Raw genomic sequence first — 20839 nt, 5'->3', positions numbered from 1 at the left:
TAAAGTTAATTAGAAAGTTAATACCTAACTAAATTATCTAGTTATAGATGTTGAACATATTTTCTTTTATGGTGTGAAGGAATGAAAAAAGTCAGTAATCTCTCAGTTTTATTAGGCTTGAGCTTGCTAGCTACGGCTACAGGCGCAAATGCTGAGACGCAAAATCAAGTTCAAGTTCAGTCTCAATCTTCATCTGTTCCAGTAATGCAGTCATCACTGCCTGTAACAGAAGTAAAGATGAACGAATCAGAAACGATTCGTGCCATTAACACAGAGTTAAATCGCCCCAAGGAAGTAGCTCAAAACGTCACTTCTGTATCTCAATTGAGTGATGTTAAACCCACAGATTGGGCTTTCACTGCTTTACAATCTTTAGTCGAGCGATACGGCTGTATTGCAGGTTATCCTGACCGTACCTTTCGCGGTAAACAAGCAACTAGCCGCTATGAATTTGCCGCTGGTTTGAATGCTTGTTTAGACAAGATCAACGAAATCATTTCTGCAGGACTAGCTGATAAAGTCAGCAAAGAAGACTTGGCTACTCTGCAAAAGCTCCAAGAAGAGTTTGCTGCTGAACTTGCGACTTTGCGTGGTCGTGTTGATGCGTTAGACGCTAAGGTTGAGAAGCTAGAGGCTCAACAGTTCTCTACTACCACCAAGCTTGGTGGTTTAGCTTTCTTCAACGTTACGGGTGGTTCTGGTAGTAACGTCCTCAGAGATACGCTAGTCCCAGATCCTCTAAACCCCGGAAGAAGCATTCCATCTACAGGAAACGCACCAAACACAACCATGAGTGGGTTGGTATGGCTGACCCTAAATACATCATTCACAGGTAAGGATCGTCTAACAACTCAACTCGCAGTTGGTAACGGCAATTCAGCTTATTCCAATGCCTATGGTTCAGCAAACTTCTTCAATACAACAGCTACAACGTTTACCGATCAAACGGCTGGAGCCGACGCAAACGTTTTCGTTTTGCGCGAGTTGTCTTACCAGTTCCCCGTATTTGACAAAGCAACTTTAATTGTTGGCCCTCGCGTCAACTTCTACAAGTACTTTGATGGGAACAGATTTATTTACCCTTGGAACACCACTTTTGCTTCTATCAACAACTCATTGTTGAGCGATGCTAAGCGCGGAGCTGGGGCAGTATTCATGACTCCTTTGGGAGATCTATTTGACTTCAAAGTTGGCTACTTGGCTGAAAGTAATGAATTTTTCAGGAGTAATTCAGCAGCCTCCCCAACCCAAGGGCTAACTGGTGGTACGAATAATATAACAGCCGAACTTGGCTTCAAACCAAGTGACTCTTTTAAGCTCCGACTCATCTATAGTCATGGCAATATTACTAGAAATGCGGATGGTAGTGTTGGCGGATCTCCATCGCTCCAAGCTACTACGATTCCAGGCTTTAACAATGGACAGTCTGATATCTTTGCAGCCAACTTTGATTGGTTGGTAACTAAAGGATTTGGTCTGTTTGGTCGTTATGGGTATGGAACCACTAACCTTAACAGATCTGCTGGCGGTTCAGTGAATGTCAACCAATATACTTTCCAAATTGGAGCGGCGTTCCCTGACTTGTTCAAAGAAGGTGCTCAAGCGATGATTTCCTTTGCTGTACCATACAAGTTTGGAGATAGCAGCAATGTCCTAGTTTCTGGTAGAGGCAATGATGGTACACAGTACGATCTTGAATTCTCATATATCTACCCAGTCACTAAGCATATTTCTTTGGTGCCTTCTGCTTATTTCATCTTTAATCCTAATAACTTCTCTAGCAATCCAACTGTATTTATTGGTAACTTGCAAGCAGTATTTAGCTTCTAATTAAAGTGTAAGCTTCCAAATACAAAAGGGTGTGCAAGTCACACCCTTTTGTATTTGGAAGAGATATCTAAGTGACGCAAGTAGTTAGTAATACATTTGTTGAAGATAATATTTGCTAGCTTCTAATTCAGTGTAGATTTCTTGTATTAGTTTTTTTACTCGCGGTACATTCAATCTTTTTAAGGTGTGAAGGCATGAGTCCAATTTATATTCCACGTCGTAAGTTTATCCGAGGCGCGATCGCTACAGCAGCTTTTGGAGCAACCTCTCAACTTTGGGTAGGCTGCACAGAGCAGGCTCCCACAAATACTGCTACTACAGGTTCTCCAAGTGCGCCAGGCTCTCCTGCTGCTACTCTTCTGAATATTGGGTTTATCTATGTTGGACCAAAAGATGATTTTGGTTATAGTCAAGCTCATTTTGAGGGTGAAACCGCGATCGCTAAGCTGACTGGGGTTAAAACATTCAGTGAAGCTAGTGTTGCAGAAACTGCCGTAGTCCAAGAAACAATGCTCGGCATGATTAACCAAAATGGTGTTACAGCACTTTTCCCAACATCTTTTGGCTACTTCGATCCTCATATTCTCAAATTAGCGCCAGCTAATCCCAAAATACAGTTCTTCCATTGCGGCGGCTTGTACACAGAAGGCAAAACCCCTAATAATATCGGTAGTTACTACGGGTACATAGATGAAGCTGAATATGTTGCAGGTGTCGTCGCAGGGCTATCAACCAAATCTGGTAAGTTAGGATTTGTTGCTGCCAAGCCAATTCCGCAGGTGGTTCGCAATATCAACAGCTATACCCTTGGTGCTCGTAGCGTTAATCCTAAAGCTACAGTTCAAGTCATCTTCACAGGCGATTGGTCGGTTCCTGTCAAAGAAGCTGAAGCCGCAAACAGCATGGTCGATCAGGGCGTAGATGTATTAACCTGTCATGTAGACAGTCCAAAAGTTGTGATGGAGACCGCAGAAAAACGGAAAGTATTCTGCACTGGCTATCATACTAACCAATCATCACTTGCTCCGAATGGATATCTAACTGGTGCAGAATGGGATTGGAAGAATGTCTACACCAAGTATGTAGAGCTGCTCAAAGCAGGTAAGACTCTTAGCGATGGGGGCATTCCTCACATTTTGCGCGGTGGTCTCAAGGAAGGATTCTGTAAAGTCTCGCCTTTTGGAAGTGCTGTTAGCGCTGCGGCTAAGAAGGAAGCGGAAAAGGTGATGGCTAAGTTTATGGATGGCAGCATGATTATTTATGCTGGGGAAATGAAGGATAACACTGGCAAAGTTGTGATTGCTAAGGGCAAGGAATTCAAACAAACAGATCCCGATCTAGAAAAGATGGATTGGTTTGTTGAAGGTGTAATCGGTAATGTTAAAAGCTAGATGAATTTGGTATTTGCATTATATCCAGATGCAAATACCAGATTAACTCGATATTTATAGCGCAAAGCGCTCCAAATAATTTTCACAAATTTGGTGTTTGACTATGAGCTTACGCGATCGCTGGCGTTCGACATCTGAGAATATTCTGCTTCCCATAGGAGCTTTACTTGCTTCACTAGTGATTTTTGGGATTTTTTGTGCTGTCCAAGGAAAAAATCCGATCGCAATTTATGGGGCGATTTATTCATCTGCATTCGGCAGTAGTTTCTCTTGGCAAGGAACTTTAATTCGAGCGGCGCCATTAATGCTGACATCTCTATGCACTGCTCTACCTGCAATGCTGGGATTGACGATTATTGGCAATGAAGGAGCTTTAATAGTTGGTGGATTGGGCGCGATCGCTGTTGGTCTATCGATCGCTTCTTTACCCTCTTTGATCGTCCAGATTGGGATGGCGATGGGAGGAATTATCGCAGGTGGTCTATGGATCATGTTTGTAGGTGCTATTAAGTACTATCGCGGTGTTAATGAGACTATTAGTAGTTTGCTCATGAATTACATTGCGCTCGCCCTGCTTAATACCTTAGTCGAAGGTCCAATGCGCGATCCTTCCACCTTGAATAAACCCTCTAGCTTTCCAATTTCAGCTATTAATATGCTGCAAAGTATTCCCAATACAAGAGTGCATTACGGTCTGATTTATGGGTTAGTTGCCTGTGCGATCGCCTATTTCCTGATTCATCGCACCACTTTTGGGTTTGCAGTTCGCACCGTGGGAGGGAATATTCGCGCTGCTAAAATTGCTGGTTTACCTGTTGGCAAGCTCACACTAATTGTCACCTTCTTGGGTGGTTCCTGTGCAGGTTTAGCAGGAATGGTAGAAATTGCCGCTATTCATGGTAGCGCTAATGCCTCATTAAACTCTGGGTATGGCTATAGCGGTATTTTGGTTGCTTTTATCGCTAGACAAAATCCATTAGTTGCTGTACTTGTTGCTGTGCTCATGGGCGGTATTCTGGCAAGTGGTAGCGCACTTCAGAGATCGTTTGGATTACCTGACGCCACGGTTTTACTATTCCAAGGCATCGTATTCTTAGCTATTCTCTTTAGTGAATCTCTTTATGGTCGTTTGGACTTCTTTAAAGATAGAGAGCCTGAAGTTAAGATTGACGCATCTGCGACTGCGGTTTAGTCAATTGCAGAGAAGCAATATTTTGTTAAAAGTGCTGCTTCGCAGCACTTTTAACAAAATATTGCTTCTCTTAATCATAAATTTTCCTAAGAATTACCAATTACCATGACAGATACAACTACAACATTAGGTTGGATGAGTGTGCCTCTGGCGATTGTCGCAGGTACACTCCGAGGGAGTGCTCCATTTCTATTTGTAAGCTTAGGTGAATGTCTTACCGAAAAAGCTGGCAAGATTAATCTTGGTCTAGAAGGAACCTTGCTCACTGGGGCAATGACTGCCTATGCAGTTTCTTACCTAACTAAATCACCTTGGTTAGGTGTTTTAGCTGCTGGTTTATCAGGAGTTGGGCTAGGGTTAATTCATGCATGGTTATCACAACGCCCTAAGGTAAGTGATGTCGCTGTCGGAATTGCGATGATTATTTTTGGTAGTGGGATTGCTTTCTTCTTTGGCAAAGCCTTTATTCAACCCAAAGCAATTCCTTTACCAGTACTTGAATGGGGAAATTGGAGCAGTTATCCACAAGTTCAAGCCGCTCTAAAAGTTAGCCCATTGTTGCTGATCGGCATTGCGATCGCGCCGTTAATGCAGTGGTTCTTTAGTTCCACCCGTTGGGGATTATATGTTCGGGCTGTCGGTGACAGCCCTAGCGCCGCAAGAGCAATGGGAATTTCAGTTGTCGGAGTGAGAACCTTTGCGATCGTCGCAGGTAGTTTTCTTGCTGGTATCGGTGGTGCAAGTTTATCGCTGTATTACCCTGGCTTATGGGCAGAGAATATCTCTAGCGGTCAAGGTTTAATGGCTGTTGCCCTAGTAATCTTTGCACGATGGCAGCCAATTCATTGTCTATGGGCAGCTTTGCTGTTCGGTGGCGCACAAGCGATCGGTCCAGCTTTACAGGCAGTTGGATTTGATTCTTACTATTACCTTTTCAATGCTGCGCCCTACATCATGACTTTAATCATCACGATCGCTACTTGCTCGCCGCGAAGGACATTAAGCGGCTCCCCTGGGGCATTAGGTACTAACGAGTAAAAACAATATTAAAAAAGCCTTGCTTCGCAAGGCTTTTTTAATACAAAGCACTATAGGATAGAGTATCTTCAGTGATATATAGATGCTTTGTAGATTATGGGAAATCAACGACCGATTGCCGTAGATTTATTTGCAGGTGCGGGCGGGATGACATTAGGGTTTGAGCAAGCTGGATTTGATGTGCTTGCTTCTGTAGAAATAGATCCAATTCATTGTGCTACACATGAATATAATTTCCCTATGTGCAAAGTTATTTGTGCTAGTGTCACTGATGTAACAGGTGAAAAGATTCGTGATATAGCGCAAATAGGTGATCGCGAGGTTGATGTGGTATTTGGGGGGCCACCCTGCCAAGGTTTCTCACTAATGGGAAAACGAGCCTTAGATGATCCACGCAATCATTTGGTATCACACTTTATGCGCTTAGTAACTGAACTCAACGCCAAATATTTTGTAATGGAAAACGTTAAAGGCTTAACTATTGGCAATCACCGTAAGTTTGTTGAGGAGGTGATCAAGAGCTTTGAGGAAAATGGATACAATATCTTGAAAGGTAATGGAATTCTGAATGCTTCTCATTTTGGTGTACCCCAACATCGCGAACGCTTTTTCCTGATTGGGTGTCGCAATAATTTACCTTTACCAGCTTATCCATCACCAATTAGCAAACCTGCAAATGCTAAAAAGATTCCTAAAGAACTTGCCAATTTAAAAAATAGCCCAACTGTGAGAGAAGCGATCGCAGGTTTACCCGATATTTCTAAATATCTTGAGTTAATGAAACAGGATAAGTTGCAAGTGGAATTTGGGCAATTCAGCGAATATGTAAAGCTAATCAATAATTTTGGTGAATCAAACTTTGGCTATAAAAGAGAATATGACAAAAAATTACTAACTTCTAGTCTTATGTCAAAACATAAGGAGACTTCAATACAACGTTTTAGTGCTACAGATCAGGGAGAAGTAGAAAGCATTAGTAGATTTTATAAGCTAGCTTTAGATGGCATTAGTAATACTCTGAGAGCAGGAACACCAAGCAATCGTGGTGCATTTACTGCTCCTCGTCCAATACATCCGAGTACACCAAGATGTATAACAGTCCGAGAGGCTGCTAGATTACATAGCTACCCAGATTGGTTTCGCTTTCATAAGACAATTTGGCATGGGTTTAGACAAGTTGGCAATTCAGTACCACCGCTTTTAGCAAAAGCTGTAGCTTCCCAAATAATGCAAATAATGAACCTTTCACCCACTTTAAATGAAGATGTATATACTTTAGGTGAAGAAAAGCTATTACAATTTAACATGACTACAGCGTCTTTACACTATAAGGTTAGTCCTAACACTATTGAGCCAAGGTCAAAAAATCCTCTTTAGAAAACAACAAAAAATCAGCAATTCAAAATAATTCTTATACAATTACCTCATCTGATTATGTTTATTTTCCTGCAAAACTTACCAAACAAGAAAATTTAATGACTGGGGCGGTTAATACATCTCCAACTAAGACATTCTCCCTAACTGAGGTATTGATTGATAAACGAATTTAGTTGTGTTCGGAAAAGCGATCGCCTAGCACATACTTCCAATTTATGATATTGGAGATTTTCTCCTGTCTCCCTAACTGAACAAAAGTCATTGATGCGATTTGAGCAACTTCTGGCATAATACTAGGGATTTTTTTGAGGCGTGCGATGTCCGAGCTACGAGACTATCAACAGCGTGTGATCTCCGAAATTTATGCAACTTGGCGGTTAGGCAAGCGAGCTGTTTTGCTAGCTATGCCAACAGGTTCAGGAAAGACACGCACCTTTAGCGAACTCGCTAAGCATTTTGACGATCGCAATCAGCGCGTCCTCTTATTGGTTCACCGCGAAGAATTACTCTGGCAAGCACGAAAAACGCTAGAACAAACACTGCGATCGCCAGTTGGTATTATCAAAGCCGATCAGCCAATGCACCTAGAGCATCCCGTGCAATGTGCTTCAGTCCAAACTTTGGTAAAACGCCTCGAAAAACAAGAGATAGATTTGGGCGCGATCGCCCTCGTGATTATTGATGAAGCGCACCTTTCCCTTGCCCCCAGTTATCTGACAATTTTGCGCCATTTTCCCGAAGCATTGATTTTGGGCGTGACAGCCACACCTTCTCGGCTGGATGGACGGGGGTTTGATCGCCTTTATGAAGCATTGGTGGTGGGTCCTTCTGTATCAGAATTGATTTGGCGAGGATTTCTCGCGGATTATGATGTGCTTGCACCTGAAAGCTTTTTACCCACAGAAGAGGGAATTCGCATTGCGGGTGGAGATTTTAATTCCGCTGACCTAGCTGAGCGCATCGATCGCCGCTATGTGGCTGGTTGTGCCGTGGATGCATATTTGCGACATGCCCATCAAAAACGATGTGTCGTATTTGCAATTAACCTAGACCATTCCAAAGCGATCGCAGAGCGTTACCGAACCGTAGGCATTGCAGCCGAACATATCGATGGCGAAACTGCGACCAAAGAGCGTCAAGCTATTCTTGAACGTTTTCGTGATGGTCAAACTCTAGTACTCTGCAATGTCAATTTGTTCACCGAAGGCTTTGATTTTCCCGAAATCGAAGTGATCCAACTATGTCGTCCCACCAAATCTGTCGCCTTACACCTGCAAATGCTCGGTCGTGGACTACGCCCAAAAGGTGGTCGCAAAGCATTGATTCTCGATCATGCGGGTAATTGCTTACGCTTGGGTGGAGCGAAAGCAGAGCGAAATTGGACATTGCAGGGATTAGAAGAAGAAATTCCTGAGCCTGAACCAGCGATCGAAGCATTAATCGAACAGTCCATCGCTGATATTCCCAAACCTCAAATCGATTTACCAAATTTACCCAAGCGTCGCGTCGAAATTTACGAGACAGATGCTGATTTCTACAGCCTGCCCACCCATGCCGAACTTGAAACCCATCTGGCTCAACAAGCCTACAGCCATCCTACCCAATCCAGAAATGTTTCCAGATCGCCGTCAAACTCCAATCAAACTATTCCAAACCGCGATCGCCGATCTACCCAAACCCGCCCAATCGCCTCAAAAGCATCTCCAAGAACATCCTCAACGAGGCGCTCTCACCGTCCTCCTCGCCAGTTATCGCCTATACAGAAAGTAAGCAAAGCTGCGATCGAGCTAGCCGAGCTACTCGAAAGTATCCTCGTCTGGGTTTGGCGATCGTGGTTCCCTCCTAAACGTCAACAGATTGATATCTCTCGTAAATATAAACGTCCCCCCAACTACCGATAGAAATGTATATGTTTGCTGGCGAAATATGATAAAATCACGAAACTCGGCGTATAAAACAAACGGTTAATCGCTGAGCGCATCAAGTGCGGTTCAGCTCAAACGTTTCTCCTTTGTACCTTACAACTTGTGTTTCTAAAAATCGCATGGAAAATCAGAAGATTACAGCACTACAAAATATCTTCAGTTCTAGGCTCGATACGTTGAGTCATATTTTAGAGTTAGCAGAGAGTCACTTCGCAGACGATGTAGAGGCTCTATTGCAGCTTCGCATCACACCCGATATGCTTCCATTCAGTACACAAATAGCATTTGTGTGCAATCAGCCTCGCAACTTCGCATTGTGGTGCTTAGGACAGTCGGCAAGCAACTTGAACCCCGAAGTATCATCTCTAGTTGAGGCGCGTGGTCATATTTCATCTACCAAGGAGTTGCTGACAACTATCAATGTTGGCGATTCTAAGCTATCAGAACTCAATCGGCTCGATCTTGGACAAGGGCTATACGCAGAATTATCTGGGCTTTCATATGTAGATGATTTTCTGATGCCCAACTTTTATTTCCATATAACAACGACGTACAATATTCTGCGTATGGCAGGAGCACCAATAGGTAAGCGAGACTTTATGATGCATTTAGTACCTTCGCTGAAACATCAAAGCAATGCATAATCAAGAAGAAATAGAATACTCGCTCAAGAACGAGGCATGATGGAAATGAGAGATATAGCGATGATATCTGCTGATACACCCCGTACTTCAGGATGGTTGCGGTTAGTCATCGTTTCGGATACACACAATGTTGACCTGCCTCTCTCTCTTTTTCCTGAAGGTGATTTGTTGATCCACGCAGGAGACCATACGAAGAATGGACTCTTCTCTGAGCTTACTGATGCGGCAGTATGGCTCCGTTCGCTGGCGGATCGTTTCACTTATGGCGTTGTGTCGATCGCAGGAAATCATGACAAGCCGCTGGATGTAGAGACATGGCTCCAAGCCGCTCCCCTTTCGCAACCAAGAGAAATATGGAGCAGTGAATTGATGACCAATGCAAGGGACTTATTTAATGGCAACGGCATTGATGAGCGCTATGTGCCCATGCGCCTGCTCCAGCATTCTGCTGAAGAGATTGCAGGGTTGAAGTTCTTCGGTTCACCATACATCGGTCTGACACCACGCCGACAGGCGATGACGCAAGACAACCCTCTGTGTTACGAGGGTTTTGCCCGCGACCCACTGCGTTTGATGGAACTATACGCGGATATCCCTTCTGGACTGGATGTGCTGATCACGCATAGCCCACCGCTGGGAATTCTCGACTCCAGTGTGCAATATGGTGGAGTTCTGCGGGAAAACCCGATTGCAATTGGTAGCGTGGCTTTACGCGATCGTTTGCGGGGGATGCTACCATCTGAGCGACCTCGACTACATATTTTCGGACACGAGCATGATTCTAGCGGGGTCTTCTGGGATGAGGAACTGGGGATTCTCTTTGTCAACGCGGCAGCTGTAAATGGCGATCAAGGTGTCATTAAACAGGGAGGTGATTATGCCATGAAGGAAGGTTTTCGCCCTTGGCTCATCGACATCAGGGTGATTCCGTAATGGTTGGATTTGTTGTTAAGTCTAGAGAAGTTATCAGCGATTCATTTTAGGATGCGGCCCGATGCAATGACAAATAATTGTTAAGCGATCAAAAGATTATGGTAAAAGGGCTGTAGGTACATTTTGAGCAGCCATTAATCCGATCACATTATTCCAATTGGTGTCACGACCACTTACATTTTTGCTCCAACAGATTCCATGCAAATTTGCTCCTTCCAGATTAGCTCGACTCAAATTCGCATCGCGTAAATCTGCCCCACTTAGATCGGCATCACGAAGATTTGCCCCGCTTAAATCCGCCCCGCTGAAGTCTGTATTTTGCAATTGCGATCGCTCTAAATTAGCACAGTATAATTTTGCACCCCACAAAATCGCGTTACGCAAATCAGTATCCTTCAGATTTGTTTGCCAAAATATGGCATGGCTAGCATTGATGTTTTGTAAATTTGCCCCTTGGAGATTAGCACTATTAAAATTTGCGCCGATCGCATTAGCTCTTTGTAAATTGACATAGCTAAGATCCGCAACCGTAAAAATCGCGCTGTAAAGATTCGCATCGCTGAGATCTGCATAACTAAGCAAACCTGTAGCGATCGCCCCATTCAAACTAGCTTTAGTTAAATTGGCATATTGCACGTTAGCCTCAATCAAATTCGCGTGATATAAGTCTGCGCCTTCCAGATTTGCCTTACTTAAGTTGGCATGGCGCAGATTGGCAACGTTAAGCATGGCATTTTGTAAGGCGATCGGTGCATCTGGATGCGTATTTCGCCACTGATTCCAGCCATTTACCCCTTCCAATAGTAGTTGTAATTGTTGTATATCAGCCATATGCACTCTTGTAGCAAACATCCCAAGGATTCTTGAAGCGTTTCATTCATATCAATATAACCTGAATAACCTAAATTCATTAACCTTAATTACCTACTTAGCAGGTGAGCTGAGGTTAACATAGCTACTATATTGAGACTTATACCTAACGCGATCGCGATCAAGAGTATTTAGTAGCCAAACAGCGTTATGAGTGAAATACCCGTAAATTCTCCAAATTCGATATGGAAGCGTCTCCGTAATCAAGAGATAGATTGTGATGAGGCAATTCAACTATTAGTTGATAAACGTGGGGGATTGAGAATTGATCTGCTGGATGAAGAGCTAAATTATCGTTTTTTCCATCATTTCGACGATCGCAAATCCTTGCCGCCTGTGATTCCTTTATTGCTATGGCATGGTTATTTTTATCTAGGTTCGCCGCATTCACTGACGAGTGACGAAATCAAAAAATTAAGTATCGTGACATTAACGGGCATCAAAAATATAGCCATCTCTTCCGAAAGTTACCTGTTATGGTTTCTCAGACAAAATATCCCTGACCCAAGTAACATCGCCTCGCCAATTATAAATCCACTTACAGGCACAAATGAAGAAGCGCACTTAGATGAAATCTCCGAAATATATCTATCTCAAGCCCTTGATCAAACCCATCGGATCAATGCCTTAATTTCCGTCGCTCTCCAACATCGAGCCAGTGATATTCACCTAGAGCCGACAGAATCAGGTTTGCGAGTTCGCTATCGTATTGATGGCATATTGAGAACTACCCGCATCTTACCGTCTGAAGTGAGTCGAAAAACTATCGTCGCTCTCAAAGTGATGAGTAACATGAACATTGGTGAAAGTCGTCGTCCTCAGGATGGTCGAGTTAGTCAGCATTACGTTACTGCTGACAATCTTGATCTTGACTTAGATATGCGGGTGAGTACTTTTCCTTGCGTTGGCGGGGAAAAAGCCGTAATTCGGCTGTTACCACGTAACAAAGTGCTAACAACTAATCTCGAAGATATTGGTTTCACAGAGCAATTGCTAGATATTTACCGCAGTTGGATGTCTGAACCTCAAGGTTTGATCATTGTCACTGGTCCAACGGGTTCTGGTAAAACCAGTACTCTATATGCCACTCTGCAAGTATTAGCAACGGATAAAGTAAATGTAATTACGATGGAAGATCCAGTTGAATATAATTTATCGAATATCACCCAAGGGCAGGTACAGGAATCTGGGGGGCTTACTTTTGCGTCGGGACTAAAATCAATTTTACGTCAAGATCCCGACATCATTATGGTCGGTGAGATCCGTGATTTGGAAACTGCTGAAATTACGATTCGAGCAGCAATGACAGGGCATTTAGTTCTATCAACTATGCATACTAATGATGCAATTAGCACAGTAGCAAGATTAAAAGATTTAGGACTGCATCCCAGTTTGGTAGCTGAATCTTTGTTAGGAGTGGTCGCTCAAAGACTAGTAAGGAAAATCTGTTCTTTCTGTTCTGAAGCATATGTCCCTACAAAAGCAGAACTGAGGTTTCTTAATGTGGCAGTGCAGGATGTCAAATATCAAGATTGGCGACAGGGTAAGGGCTGTGAACATTGTTTTGGTTCAGGTTATTTAGGACGTGAGGCAATATTTGAATTGTTGAATGTAACTCCTCAAGTACGAAAAGTTATGGCTGAAGGAACTCAATCACAACTAATTGATTACTTGTTAGAGCAGGGTTACGAATCTTTTTATCATAGTGTGAGTAAGAAGATTTCGACAGGAATAACTACTTTAGAAGAGGCTCTACGTGTGCTACCACGCAAAGTATTTGGTGATATCCCAAATTAGGATTTAGGCAAAAATGGCTTAAAATCTGCATTTCATCGTAGTGGCAATTCATGAATTGCCACTACATTTTGTTCTTTTGCGTAAGCCCTAAAAAGTGTTACCTTGTATAGCAACGCAAGAGATAGATAGGACAAATCAAAACCCAAAAGATGAGTGGCGGCGCTTCGCGCCGCCACTCATCTTTTGGGTTTTATGTCCTAAGCAAAACTTACATTGCTATAACACTTTTAATAAAATATTTGGGTTTTGTTTAAGAGTCAAGTGCTGTAAGTTTATGATGAAAGAGAACTAAAATTAGCTGGATCTTGATCGCGGCGATTTCTGACGGGAATGGGTGAACTTTGCCGATCGCCTACTAAAGCCGCAGTTTTCTCTAGAGCTTCTCTCAGACGCTTAGCGGCATAGATCGACATATCGCGAGGTACGCTAATGCGATCGCGCAAATATCTTAGAGCAATATCAGAATCAGGTGGTGGCGTACATTCTTCATCAGTGATCATATTCGTTAAAGCACAACGCAGAGCTTGATCAAACAATTGATTATCCGCAGGATTGACTTTAATAATATTGGCACGATGCTTGATCACCCGTTGTAGTGCTTCCTGACGAGAGTCAGCTGGCTCTGGATAAGTCACATCTGGAAGTCCAAACCACGAGCCATAATCCACTCGTTCTTTATTAATAAGCATCTGCGGTTCTCCATTTTCATAACAACCTCCCATCTGCGGCGGCAAATCATGGACATGGGTATGGAAATCGCTCTGTGTGCCACGATAGGTTGGACGGCTTTCCATCGCATCAAACCAAGCAGACATCCTCGGATTGGATTTGCGCATGGAATAGCCTTTGTAATAGTAGAGACTAGCATTCATCCGCTCTACATATGGCGTAAAAATCACATCCGAAGTACCAAAATCTTCGAGAAAATAAGGACTAGGCGAATTGCCCAACACCTCTTCTACTTTTTGCATAACTTCGATAAATTGTTGGCGATGGCGCTGCTCTTGGGCTGTTGAACTGACGGGACGACAGAGCCATTCACACCAAGCTCTAAACAAGATTCTTTCCAATCTCCTGATCGGCATTACCTGAGCGTCGGTCATGCTATGTCTAAGAGAGCCAAAGACTTTCTCTAGAGCAATTAAGATGTCATCACTTTCAGTGATTATGCGTCCATCTAGGGCGATCGCAGGCAACATTCCCGATGGCACAATTCGTTTGTACCAACTTTCCTTTTCTCCATAGCAAAACATAGTTACTTTTTCAATGCGATAGGGAATCTGTTTTTCCTCCAGCCACAACCAAATTTTTTGACAGTAGGGACACCATGCATGATGGTCGCGATACAGTGTCACGCGCACATCAGCTTCGGTATGTCCAAATAGCCGTAAATTGGCTTGTGCATTAGTGGAACCATTGACAGTATCTATTTGGAAATCTGTGAGGGATTCTAACTCTGTCCAGCTTAGGGATGCGATAGTCATAGGAAAAAATGTGGTGATGAGATCTGATGATTTTAATAATTCCATCATATAACAGATAGTTTGTGAGAGTTTACCCCGACTTAATCCCGAGCAAGCGATATAGCGGTTTTCATATTCTTACAAACCATGTAATCTCAAAAATGAATTAGAATTGCTTTATTCAGTGTAATAATTATTTTATATAGACATAATGAAGGTAAATATAGCGAAAATAAGAGGGGAAGATAATTAGTTATGATACTTGTTACGGTTGGTACTGAGCAATATCCATTTAATGCATTGATGGATTGGGTTGACTTATTAATAAAAGAGGGAATAATTAATGAGGAGGTTACAATCCAATATGGATCGTCAACACGCTTTCCTGATGATGTTAAGGTGAGCAAAGTAATGCCTGAGTCACAGTTTCGGAAAGCTATTGAGCAATCGAGCGCAGTAATCGCTCATTGCGGCGAGGGGACAGCTCTACTACTTGAAGATTTCGATAAGCCCTATATCTTAGTTCCACGCACGTCAAAGTTCCATGAGCATGTGGACAATCATCAGCTAGAAATGGCTGATGACCTAGAAAATCAAGGGGTATTAATTGCCAGATCCCCTGCGGATTTAGCGAAATTCCTAAAATTAATTACCATTTCCCGCAAAGCTCTAAATTTTGCTGAAGATAAGCAATTATGTGACTATTTGAACGATCGCTATCCCAGTCAAGACTATGCCAAACTGATGTTGGTTTGCTCGTCGGGCGGTCATTTCAAAGGGCTACAGGGGCTAAGCCAATATTGGCAAACATATTCACAGCGAACTTGGATAACCTTTAAAACTGGTACGACGGCAACGGAACTAACTAAAGAAAAAGCCTATTGGGCGCATAGTCCTACCAATCGCAATATACCTAATCTAGTCAGAAATTTATTATTAGCGATTCGGTTATTACGCAAAGAACGTCCTGCGCTAGTGCTTTCAACAGGAGCTGGTGTATCAGTACCATTTTTGGTGGCGGCGAAGTATTTATGTAAAAGCAAAATAATTTTTGTAGAGTCCAAGACCCGCATCCGAGATTTAAGTCTCTCCGCTCGCCTACTAAGGACATTAAAAGCCTTAGACTTATTGATTGTTCGTGCCGAGGAAATCGCGCATCTGTATCCTGAAGCGGTATTTATCCCGATGGGAAGCGATCATGAATCAGTGAAGTTTGGGTTACAGGATGTACAGATTGCCAGTTTTCATGACACTGTTTTAATCAGTACACCCAAAAATATCTTCAACACTGAAGCACGAAAATTAAAGGATGATTTTCGACAGTTATGCGAAGAGGAAGATAGCTTTCGCAAAATCATCATCGATATGTCGAAAACTAATTACATCGATAGTTCAGGTATCGGTGCATTGGTATCTTGTTTAAAAGTTATACGAGAGATGGATAGCAAATCAGACAAACCCGAACCAACTGAACTCGTGCTTTGGAGCGTCAATGTACAAGTGCTAGCGGTTTTAAAGATGACTAACCTCGATGAGATTTTTCATATTGAACCAGCAACGCGCACTAATCGTTTCCCAAATCAAAAAAACTCGCGATCGCCTCAAAGCAAGTCCCATCGGATTGCTACAAATTTTCATCGTATCTATCAAGCGCTTATTAATATTCCTGTCATCTGCGCGATCGCCTATGTGATGTACTTTTTCTATCCTGCGATCGAGATAGATCCCATTGTACCTGTGCATCCATCTGTTCGCAGTTTCCCGAAGCGACTCATGGATATTGTAGGATCTCTAATAGGCTTAAGCATAACGGCACTTTTGTTTGTACCAATTGCGATCGCGATTAAACTTGAGAGTCAGGGTTCGATTTTGTTTAAGCAAAAACGAGCAGGGCTGATGAGCAAACCCTTTGGTATTTGGAAGTTTCGCTCAATGGTCAAAAATGCGGCGATACTGAAGCAAAAAGTCACTAATGAAATTGCTGATTCTATGGATGGGCAATCGACAAATGGTGATAATGGTAAGTTTTTTAAAAATAATAATGATCCAAGAATCACTAAGGTCGGGAAATTCTTGCGTAAAACCAGCTTTGATGAGTTTCCCCAATTCTGGAATATACTGACAGGAGATATGAGTCTGATCGGAACAAGACCGCCGACCTTTGGCGAAGTTGGACTATACGAGCTAGAAAATGAATATACTGACGAAAAAATGACCGAATGGAGTCGGCTCGATGTCAAACCAGGGCTAAGTGGTGTCTGGCAAGTAAGTGGGCGCTCTACTGTTAGGAGCTTTGAGGAGGTAATGATCTTTGATCTGACTTATAAGCGGAATTGGAGCCTCAGGTATGATCTCTGGCTAATCTGGAGAACTATTGCAGTGTTATTTGAACGAAACAATGGCGCAGTCTAGCGATCGCAAGGTCAAAACCAACAAAATTAAAGTCTTGGGATCAATAACGATCGCAGCAATTGCGATTAACATTCTTACTGGTCAACCTATATCAGCATTGCCTCTTTCCCCAGGCGATCGCCTAAGGCTACTCATTCCTGAAGGCGAATTATTTAATGGTGTCTATGAAGTAAATATAGATGGAACGATCTCGATCCCTTATCTTCCAGCCTTACCCGTAGTCGGGTTAGAAATTCCGTTACTTGAAGCTCAAATCAAGAATCAGTTAATCGAAAAAAAATATTTTCAAGCTCAGTTTGTCCAAGTCTCAGTTACGCCATTAGTCTTGGCTCCAATAGAAGTCAATGTGTCTGGTGAAACCTTTCAGCCTGGGCGCGTGCAGATCAATAATCGCAGTCCTGAAATTCGTGCTCAGCAGCTTTCTCAATCATCAGGAGACTATGCTCCTGAACGATTTTTGACTTCAGCTTTACGCGCAGCAGGGGGGGTAATGCCAACTGCTGATATCACCCAAATCACTGTAATTCGCCAAAACAAAAAGATCACGGTTGATTTTACAGGTATTTTTACTGGGGAAGAGGTGACAGATATACCGCTAGTCGCAGGTGATGTGGTCGTAGTTCCTAAGAGGCAGGGAATCGATTCAAGGATTGTGCGTCCCTCTCAGATTACACCACCCGGTATTTTGGTTTTTTTATCGAACTTATCAATTCCTGCTAATAGTAATTCCACGGCTGGGATTAACAAGGATTCCACAGGGTTCCCCTATGGCGCAAGATTTTCTCAAGCTGTGGTTGCTGCAAACTGCGTTGGTGGCACAACATCAACCAATGCTGCTCGGCGGGCAGTATTGGTTCGCGCTAACCGTGAGACTGGGGAAACTGTAGCGATCGATCGCGCCGTTGAAGATTTAATCCGCAATTCCAAAGATGATGTCACAAATCCCTTTCTCATGCCTCAAGACAGCGTTTCCTGTTATGATTCGACAGTAACAGAAGTCCGAGGTATTTTAGATTTTATTGGTGATATTCTTAATCCGATTAAAATTATTCGTGATATCTTCGGTGGGAGTAATCGATGAGTAAGGAACCTACTACAGAAAGCATCGATCTAGAATCTCCGCCGCGATCGCTACGTTCGGGCTGGTGGGTTTATTTGGTATTAGGATTAGTTCTCAATGCGGGGATTTGGGCAGGAGCGCTGTTGTATTTAAAAACCGCCAAGCCTAAATATGTCAGTAAAATGGCAATCATTTTACCAGGAGGAAATGTAGGGGCAAATGTGAACCTGCCTAGCATCGGTCAAGCTTCTTCATCTAGTACTTCTAATTCTGGTGGATCTTCCCTAGATCCCCGAGCCAATTATCAATATATTCTCAATGATGAACCTGTATTAGAAGAAACGGCTAAATCTCTAAATATCAAGATGTCAGAATTAGGAAAGCCCAAAAGTAAGTTAATTGATAATACTTCCATATTGCAAGTGGAAATCGAAGCGCCTACTGCGGAAGCTGCCCAAGAAAGGGGATTTGCGCTTCATAAGAAGCTCATGGAAAAAGTGAATAAGTTGCGTCAAGATGAAATCTCGAAGCGAGATGATGGTACACAGGTAACGCTGGATTCAGCAAAAATCAAATTAGCAGAGACACAACAGAAGTTAGCAGCTTATAAAAGCCGATCGGGACTCAGTACCACCGAGCAGGTGAAAGAAGTGGCTGTCAGCCTAGAGCAATTGCGGAAACAACGGGCGGAAATGCTTGCTCAAGATATCTTATTAAGCGATCGCCTTCAACAATTATCTGACAGTCTAGGATTGAGTGTAAATGAGGCTAGTGATGCTTTTACTTTACAATCCGATCCAATTTATCAACAGAGTCTTAGAGACTACAGCGACTCAACCGCAACTTTGACGGTTTTAAATTCTAAATGGGGCGAAAATCATCCTAATGTGGTTAAAGAATTAGCACGTAAAAGCAATGCTAGTGCAGCCATCAACAATCGCGCTAGTTTTTTATTAAAGCGTCGCTCAAATTTGCAAGAGCTTGCCCGACTAAATTTAAATGTGGCGGGTAGCACAGGCAAAGAAAGCCTTTATCGTGATTTAGTAGCAGTACAGGCGGAACAGAGAGGTGTGTCTGGACAAGCGGATGAAATCAGCCGCCAGATTGAAAATTTTGACAATCGCTTGCGGGACTTGACCCAAAAGCAATTGGAACTCGATCGCTTACAACGGGATGCTCAAGTTGCCGAAGCTGTTTTCGCTTCTTCCCTTGCCAAAATTGATTTAAGCAAATCTGATATTTTTACCGCCTATCCCTTGGCACAACTGCTTTCACCGCCCAGCTTGGCTGATGAGCCTGCGTCCCCGCAACCAAAACTAGTTTTAGCTGGAGCTTTTGTCGGTTCGCTATTTGTATCCACAGGTGTATTTTTGCTATGGAAGCGTAAGTCGATGATCCAGAAGCGCAACAATGAATTTGAGTATGGGGAAATTGACCATTCTGAGGTGAAGGAATTACCTAATTTACGCGCTATCCCCAATGGCGATCGCAGCAAAATGGGATAGTCACTATGAACATAGCAAAAATTTTCCAGACCCCACAACATTTAAGAATCACTCCAGAAAACCTCGAAGAGAAATTGGTGTGGTATGCGATCGTAGGAACTTTTGCGATTTATTTTATTGGCGGTTTATATGTACTAGGCGCAATTTTGCCTTGGCTCTTATTGGGATGTTTATGTTTGCGTTGGTGGCGACAGAATCCCAGTACACCTTTATGGGAGCGCATTCGTGTTCCTGTTGGTGTTTGGATGTGGATTGGTGGCATGATGCTGATGCAGTTGTCTCTAATAATGGGACATCTAGATTACTACTTAGATATGGGACAGATTATTAAATCCTCTATTGGCTGGGCAAAGGGATGGGCGCTCTTGGCTTTGTTCCCGATGGCGGGGTGCTTGCCAATTCGACCAAAGCTACTCTATCGGGCGGCGGCCCTGGTTTGTACGATGGTGTTTGTGCTCTCTCCCATTTTTATTGCCGCTTACTATGTCAAACTGCCAGAAAAACTATTTATCTCTCCATTGCAAGTGATCGGTGGACCTGGTCCAGAATTTTTTGAATTCCGTCTCTATGAAATTGACCCAGCAGACAATACCCCACGTTGGAGATTATTTACACCATGGGCTCCAGCATTAGGCTTTGTCGCTAACATTTATTTCTTTATGATCTTGCGTGAACCTTGCAAAAAATGGAAGTATCTCGGTATCGCAGGCTGCATCATGATGTGTCAGATATCCAAATCTCGGTTAGCATTGCTCTGTTTGCCTGTAGTTTGGATTTTGGTGGAACTCCTATCACGAATTTCTCGACCACTTTCGCTAATGATAACGGGAGCGATCGCTAGTACGGGGGGTGTAACTATGCCAATGTTGTCAGAAGGATTGGAAAATTTTTCGGAACAATTTACCGCTGCGCGTAAAGATTCTTCACGAGTACGCGCGGCTCTCGGCAGAATTGCGATCGAACGTTGGCAAACCGAAGCCCCATTATGGGGACATGGCATCGTCGAGAGCGGGCCACATATGGTGGAATATATGCCGATTGGTTCGCATCATACTTGGTATGGATTGCTGTTTGTCAAAGGGATAGTGGGCTTTGGGGCTTTAGCAATTCCGATGATCTATAGCTTTATTGATTTGCTGATCAAGTCACAGCGTAGTGATACCGCGAAGTTAGGCTTAACGATGTTGCTGGTAATTTTTCTATATACCTTTGGCGAAAATCTCGAAATTCTTGCCTATTTATACTGGCCAGGATTAATCGGGATCGGCATGGGATTTCTAGAGCGCCCTCATGAGGAGCGCATTGAAGCGATCACCCAAAATAAAACCACTAATATCTAAGCAGATGCACATAATTAATTACACCCCCAAACCCGTAAAGTTGCGCCCCGCAGGGGGGCAAC

15 protein-coding genes are annotated in these 20839 nt (G+C 43.1%); 13 read left to right on the top strand and 2 right to left on the bottom strand.

The window, feature by feature from the left end; translation table 11 throughout:
• The first annotated feature begins 81 nt into the window (after positions 1-81).
• The 8 genes from APA_RS14655 to APA_RS14620 all read left to right on the top strand — a co-directional run bounded on the left by APA_RS14655 (position 82) and on the right by APA_RS14620 (position 10330).
• The gene (locus tag APA_RS14655; RefSeq protein WP_201323006.1) at positions 82-1830 is read left to right on the top strand and encodes an iron uptake porin; all 1749 of its coding nucleotides are present in this window, start codon (positions 82-84) and stop codon (positions 1828-1830) included.
• Between the two features lie 194 nt (positions 1831-2024).
• Positions 2025-3221 (top strand): BMP family ABC transporter substrate-binding protein, encoded by a 1197-nt coding sequence (locus APA_RS14650; RefSeq protein ID WP_201323005.1) that lies wholly within the window; start codon positions 2025-2027, stop codon positions 3219-3221.
• Positions 3222-3324: 103 nt separating this feature from the next.
• Positions 3325-4413, top strand: a complete 1089-nt coding sequence (locus APA_RS14645; protein ID WP_201323004.1) for an ABC transporter permease — start codon at positions 3325-3327, stop codon at positions 4411-4413.
• Positions 4414-4518: 105 nt separating this feature from the next.
• Positions 4519-5451, top strand: coding sequence for an ABC transporter permease (locus APA_RS14640; RefSeq protein WP_201323003.1), 933 nt, complete (start codon positions 4519-4521; stop codon positions 5449-5451).
• A gap of 96 nt (positions 5452-5547) precedes the next feature.
• Entirely contained in the window at positions 5548-6828 is a 1281-nt protein-coding gene (locus APA_RS14635) for a DNA cytosine methyltransferase (RefSeq protein ID WP_201323002.1), read from the top strand.
• 317 nt (positions 6829-7145) lie between these two features.
• On the top strand, positions 7146-8729 hold the full coding sequence (locus APA_RS14630; protein ID WP_201323001.1) for a DEAD/DEAH box helicase: 1584 nt from the start codon (positions 7146-7148) through the stop codon (positions 8727-8729).
• A 143-nt stretch (positions 8730-8872) separates the two neighbouring features.
• The gene (locus APA_RS14625) at positions 8873-9397 is read left to right on the top strand and encodes a DUF1993 domain-containing protein (protein WP_201323000.1); all 525 of its coding nucleotides are present in this window, start codon (positions 8873-8875) and stop codon (positions 9395-9397) included.
• A 60-nt stretch (positions 9398-9457) separates the two neighbouring features.
• Entirely contained in the window at positions 9458-10330 is an 873-nt protein-coding gene (locus APA_RS14620) for a metallophosphoesterase (RefSeq protein WP_201322999.1), read from the top strand.
• A 96-nt stretch (positions 10331-10426) separates the two neighbouring features.
• On the opposite strand, the gene APA_RS14615 is transcribed toward APA_RS14620, so the two are convergent.
• The gene (locus APA_RS14615; RefSeq protein ID WP_201322998.1) at positions 10427-11161 is read right to left on the bottom strand and encodes a pentapeptide repeat-containing protein; all 735 of its coding nucleotides are present in this window, start codon (positions 11159-11161) and stop codon (positions 10427-10429) included.
• 189 nt (positions 11162-11350) lie between these two features.
• Between APA_RS14615 and APA_RS14610 the strand changes: the two genes are divergently transcribed.
• The gene (locus tag APA_RS14610) at positions 11351-12997 is read left to right on the top strand and encodes a GspE/PulE family protein (RefSeq protein ID WP_201322997.1); all 1647 of its coding nucleotides are present in this window, start codon (positions 11351-11353) and stop codon (positions 12995-12997) included.
• A 272-nt stretch (positions 12998-13269) separates the two neighbouring features.
• Here the strand turns inward: APA_RS14610 and APA_RS14605 are convergent, their stop codons facing one another.
• A complete protein-coding gene (locus APA_RS14605; RefSeq protein ID WP_201322996.1) occupies positions 13270-14481 on the bottom strand; it encodes a glutathione S-transferase family protein in 1212 nt (403 codons plus the stop codon).
• A gap of 234 nt (positions 14482-14715) precedes the next feature.
• Here APA_RS14605 and APA_RS25240 point away from each other — a divergent pair, with 234 nt between their 5' ends.
• Genes APA_RS25240 through APA_RS14575 form a run of 4 tightly spaced genes read left to right on the top strand, consistent with a single transcriptional unit; the run spans position 14716 to position 20777 of the window.
• Positions 14716-16872, top strand: a complete 2157-nt coding sequence (locus APA_RS25240) for a sugar transferase (RefSeq protein WP_236579592.1) — start codon at positions 14716-14718, stop codon at positions 16870-16872.
• Complete coding sequence (locus APA_RS14585; RefSeq protein ID WP_236579591.1) at positions 16859-17953, top strand: polysaccharide biosynthesis/export family protein; 1095 nt, start codon at positions 16859-16861, stop codon at positions 17951-17953. The genes APA_RS25240 and APA_RS14585 overlap by 14 nt, the downstream gene beginning before the upstream one ends.
• Complete coding sequence (locus tag APA_RS14580) at positions 17950-19437, top strand: hypothetical protein (RefSeq protein ID WP_201322995.1); 1488 nt, start codon at positions 17950-17952, stop codon at positions 19435-19437. The genes APA_RS14585 and APA_RS14580 overlap by 4 nt, the downstream gene beginning before the upstream one ends.
• Before the next feature lie 5 nt (positions 19438-19442).
• A complete protein-coding gene (locus tag APA_RS14575; RefSeq protein WP_201322994.1) occupies positions 19443-20777 on the top strand; it encodes an O-antigen ligase in 1335 nt (444 codons plus the stop codon).
• Positions 20778-20839 lie beyond the last annotated feature (62 nt).

It is taken from the genome of Pseudanabaena sp. lw0831 (assembly GCF_016584665.1).
Classification (GTDB): Bacteria; Cyanobacteriota; Cyanobacteriia; order Pseudanabaenales; family Pseudanabaenaceae; genus Pseudanabaena.
The sequence above is the reverse complement of the archived record's forward strand: the minus strand, read 5'-3'. Positions and strand labels throughout refer to the sequence as shown.

What these genes read in the sequence shown, in the direction of transcription:
- APA_RS14635 (WP_201323002.1), top strand. Translation starts at nt 5,548, where the DNA reads ATGGGAAATCAACGACCGATTGCCGTAGATTTATTTGCAGGTGCGGGC.
- APA_RS14575 (WP_201322994.1), top strand. Translation starts at nt 19,443, where the DNA reads ATGAACATAGCAAAAATTTTCCAGACCCCACAACATTTAAGAATCACT.
- APA_RS14610 (WP_201322997.1), top strand. Translation starts at nt 11,351, where the DNA reads ATGAGTGAAATACCCGTAAATTCTCCAAATTCGATATGGAAGCGTCTC.
- APA_RS14625 (WP_201323000.1), top strand. Translation starts at nt 8,873, where the DNA reads ATGGAAAATCAGAAGATTACAGCACTACAAAATATCTTCAGTTCTAGG.
- APA_RS14605 (WP_201322996.1), bottom strand. Translation starts at nt 14,481, where the DNA reads ATGACTATCGCATCCCTAAGCTGGACAGAGTTAGAATCCCTCACAGAT.
- APA_RS14655 (WP_201323006.1), top strand. Translation starts at nt 82, where the DNA reads ATGAAAAAAGTCAGTAATCTCTCAGTTTTATTAGGCTTGAGCTTGCTA.
- APA_RS14645 (WP_201323004.1), top strand. Translation starts at nt 3,325, where the DNA reads ATGAGCTTACGCGATCGCTGGCGTTCGACATCTGAGAATATTCTGCTT.
- APA_RS14615 (WP_201322998.1), bottom strand. Translation starts at nt 11,161, where the DNA reads ATGGCTGATATACAACAATTACAACTACTATTGGAAGGGGTAAATGGC.
- APA_RS14650 (WP_201323005.1), top strand. Translation starts at nt 2,025, where the DNA reads ATGAGTCCAATTTATATTCCACGTCGTAAGTTTATCCGAGGCGCGATC.
- APA_RS14580 (WP_201322995.1), top strand. Translation starts at nt 17,950, where the DNA reads ATGAGTAAGGAACCTACTACAGAAAGCATCGATCTAGAATCTCCGCCG.
- APA_RS14620 (WP_201322999.1), top strand. Translation starts at nt 9,458, where the DNA reads ATGATATCTGCTGATACACCCCGTACTTCAGGATGGTTGCGGTTAGTC.
- APA_RS14585 (WP_236579591.1), top strand. Translation starts at nt 16,859, where the DNA reads ATGGCGCAGTCTAGCGATCGCAAGGTCAAAACCAACAAAATTAAAGTC.
- APA_RS25240 (WP_236579592.1), top strand. Translation starts at nt 14,716, where the DNA reads ATGATACTTGTTACGGTTGGTACTGAGCAATATCCATTTAATGCATTG.
- APA_RS14640 (WP_201323003.1), top strand. Translation starts at nt 4,519, where the DNA reads ATGACAGATACAACTACAACATTAGGTTGGATGAGTGTGCCTCTGGCG.
- APA_RS14630 (WP_201323001.1), top strand. Translation starts at nt 7,146, where the DNA reads ATGTCCGAGCTACGAGACTATCAACAGCGTGTGATCTCCGAAATTTAT.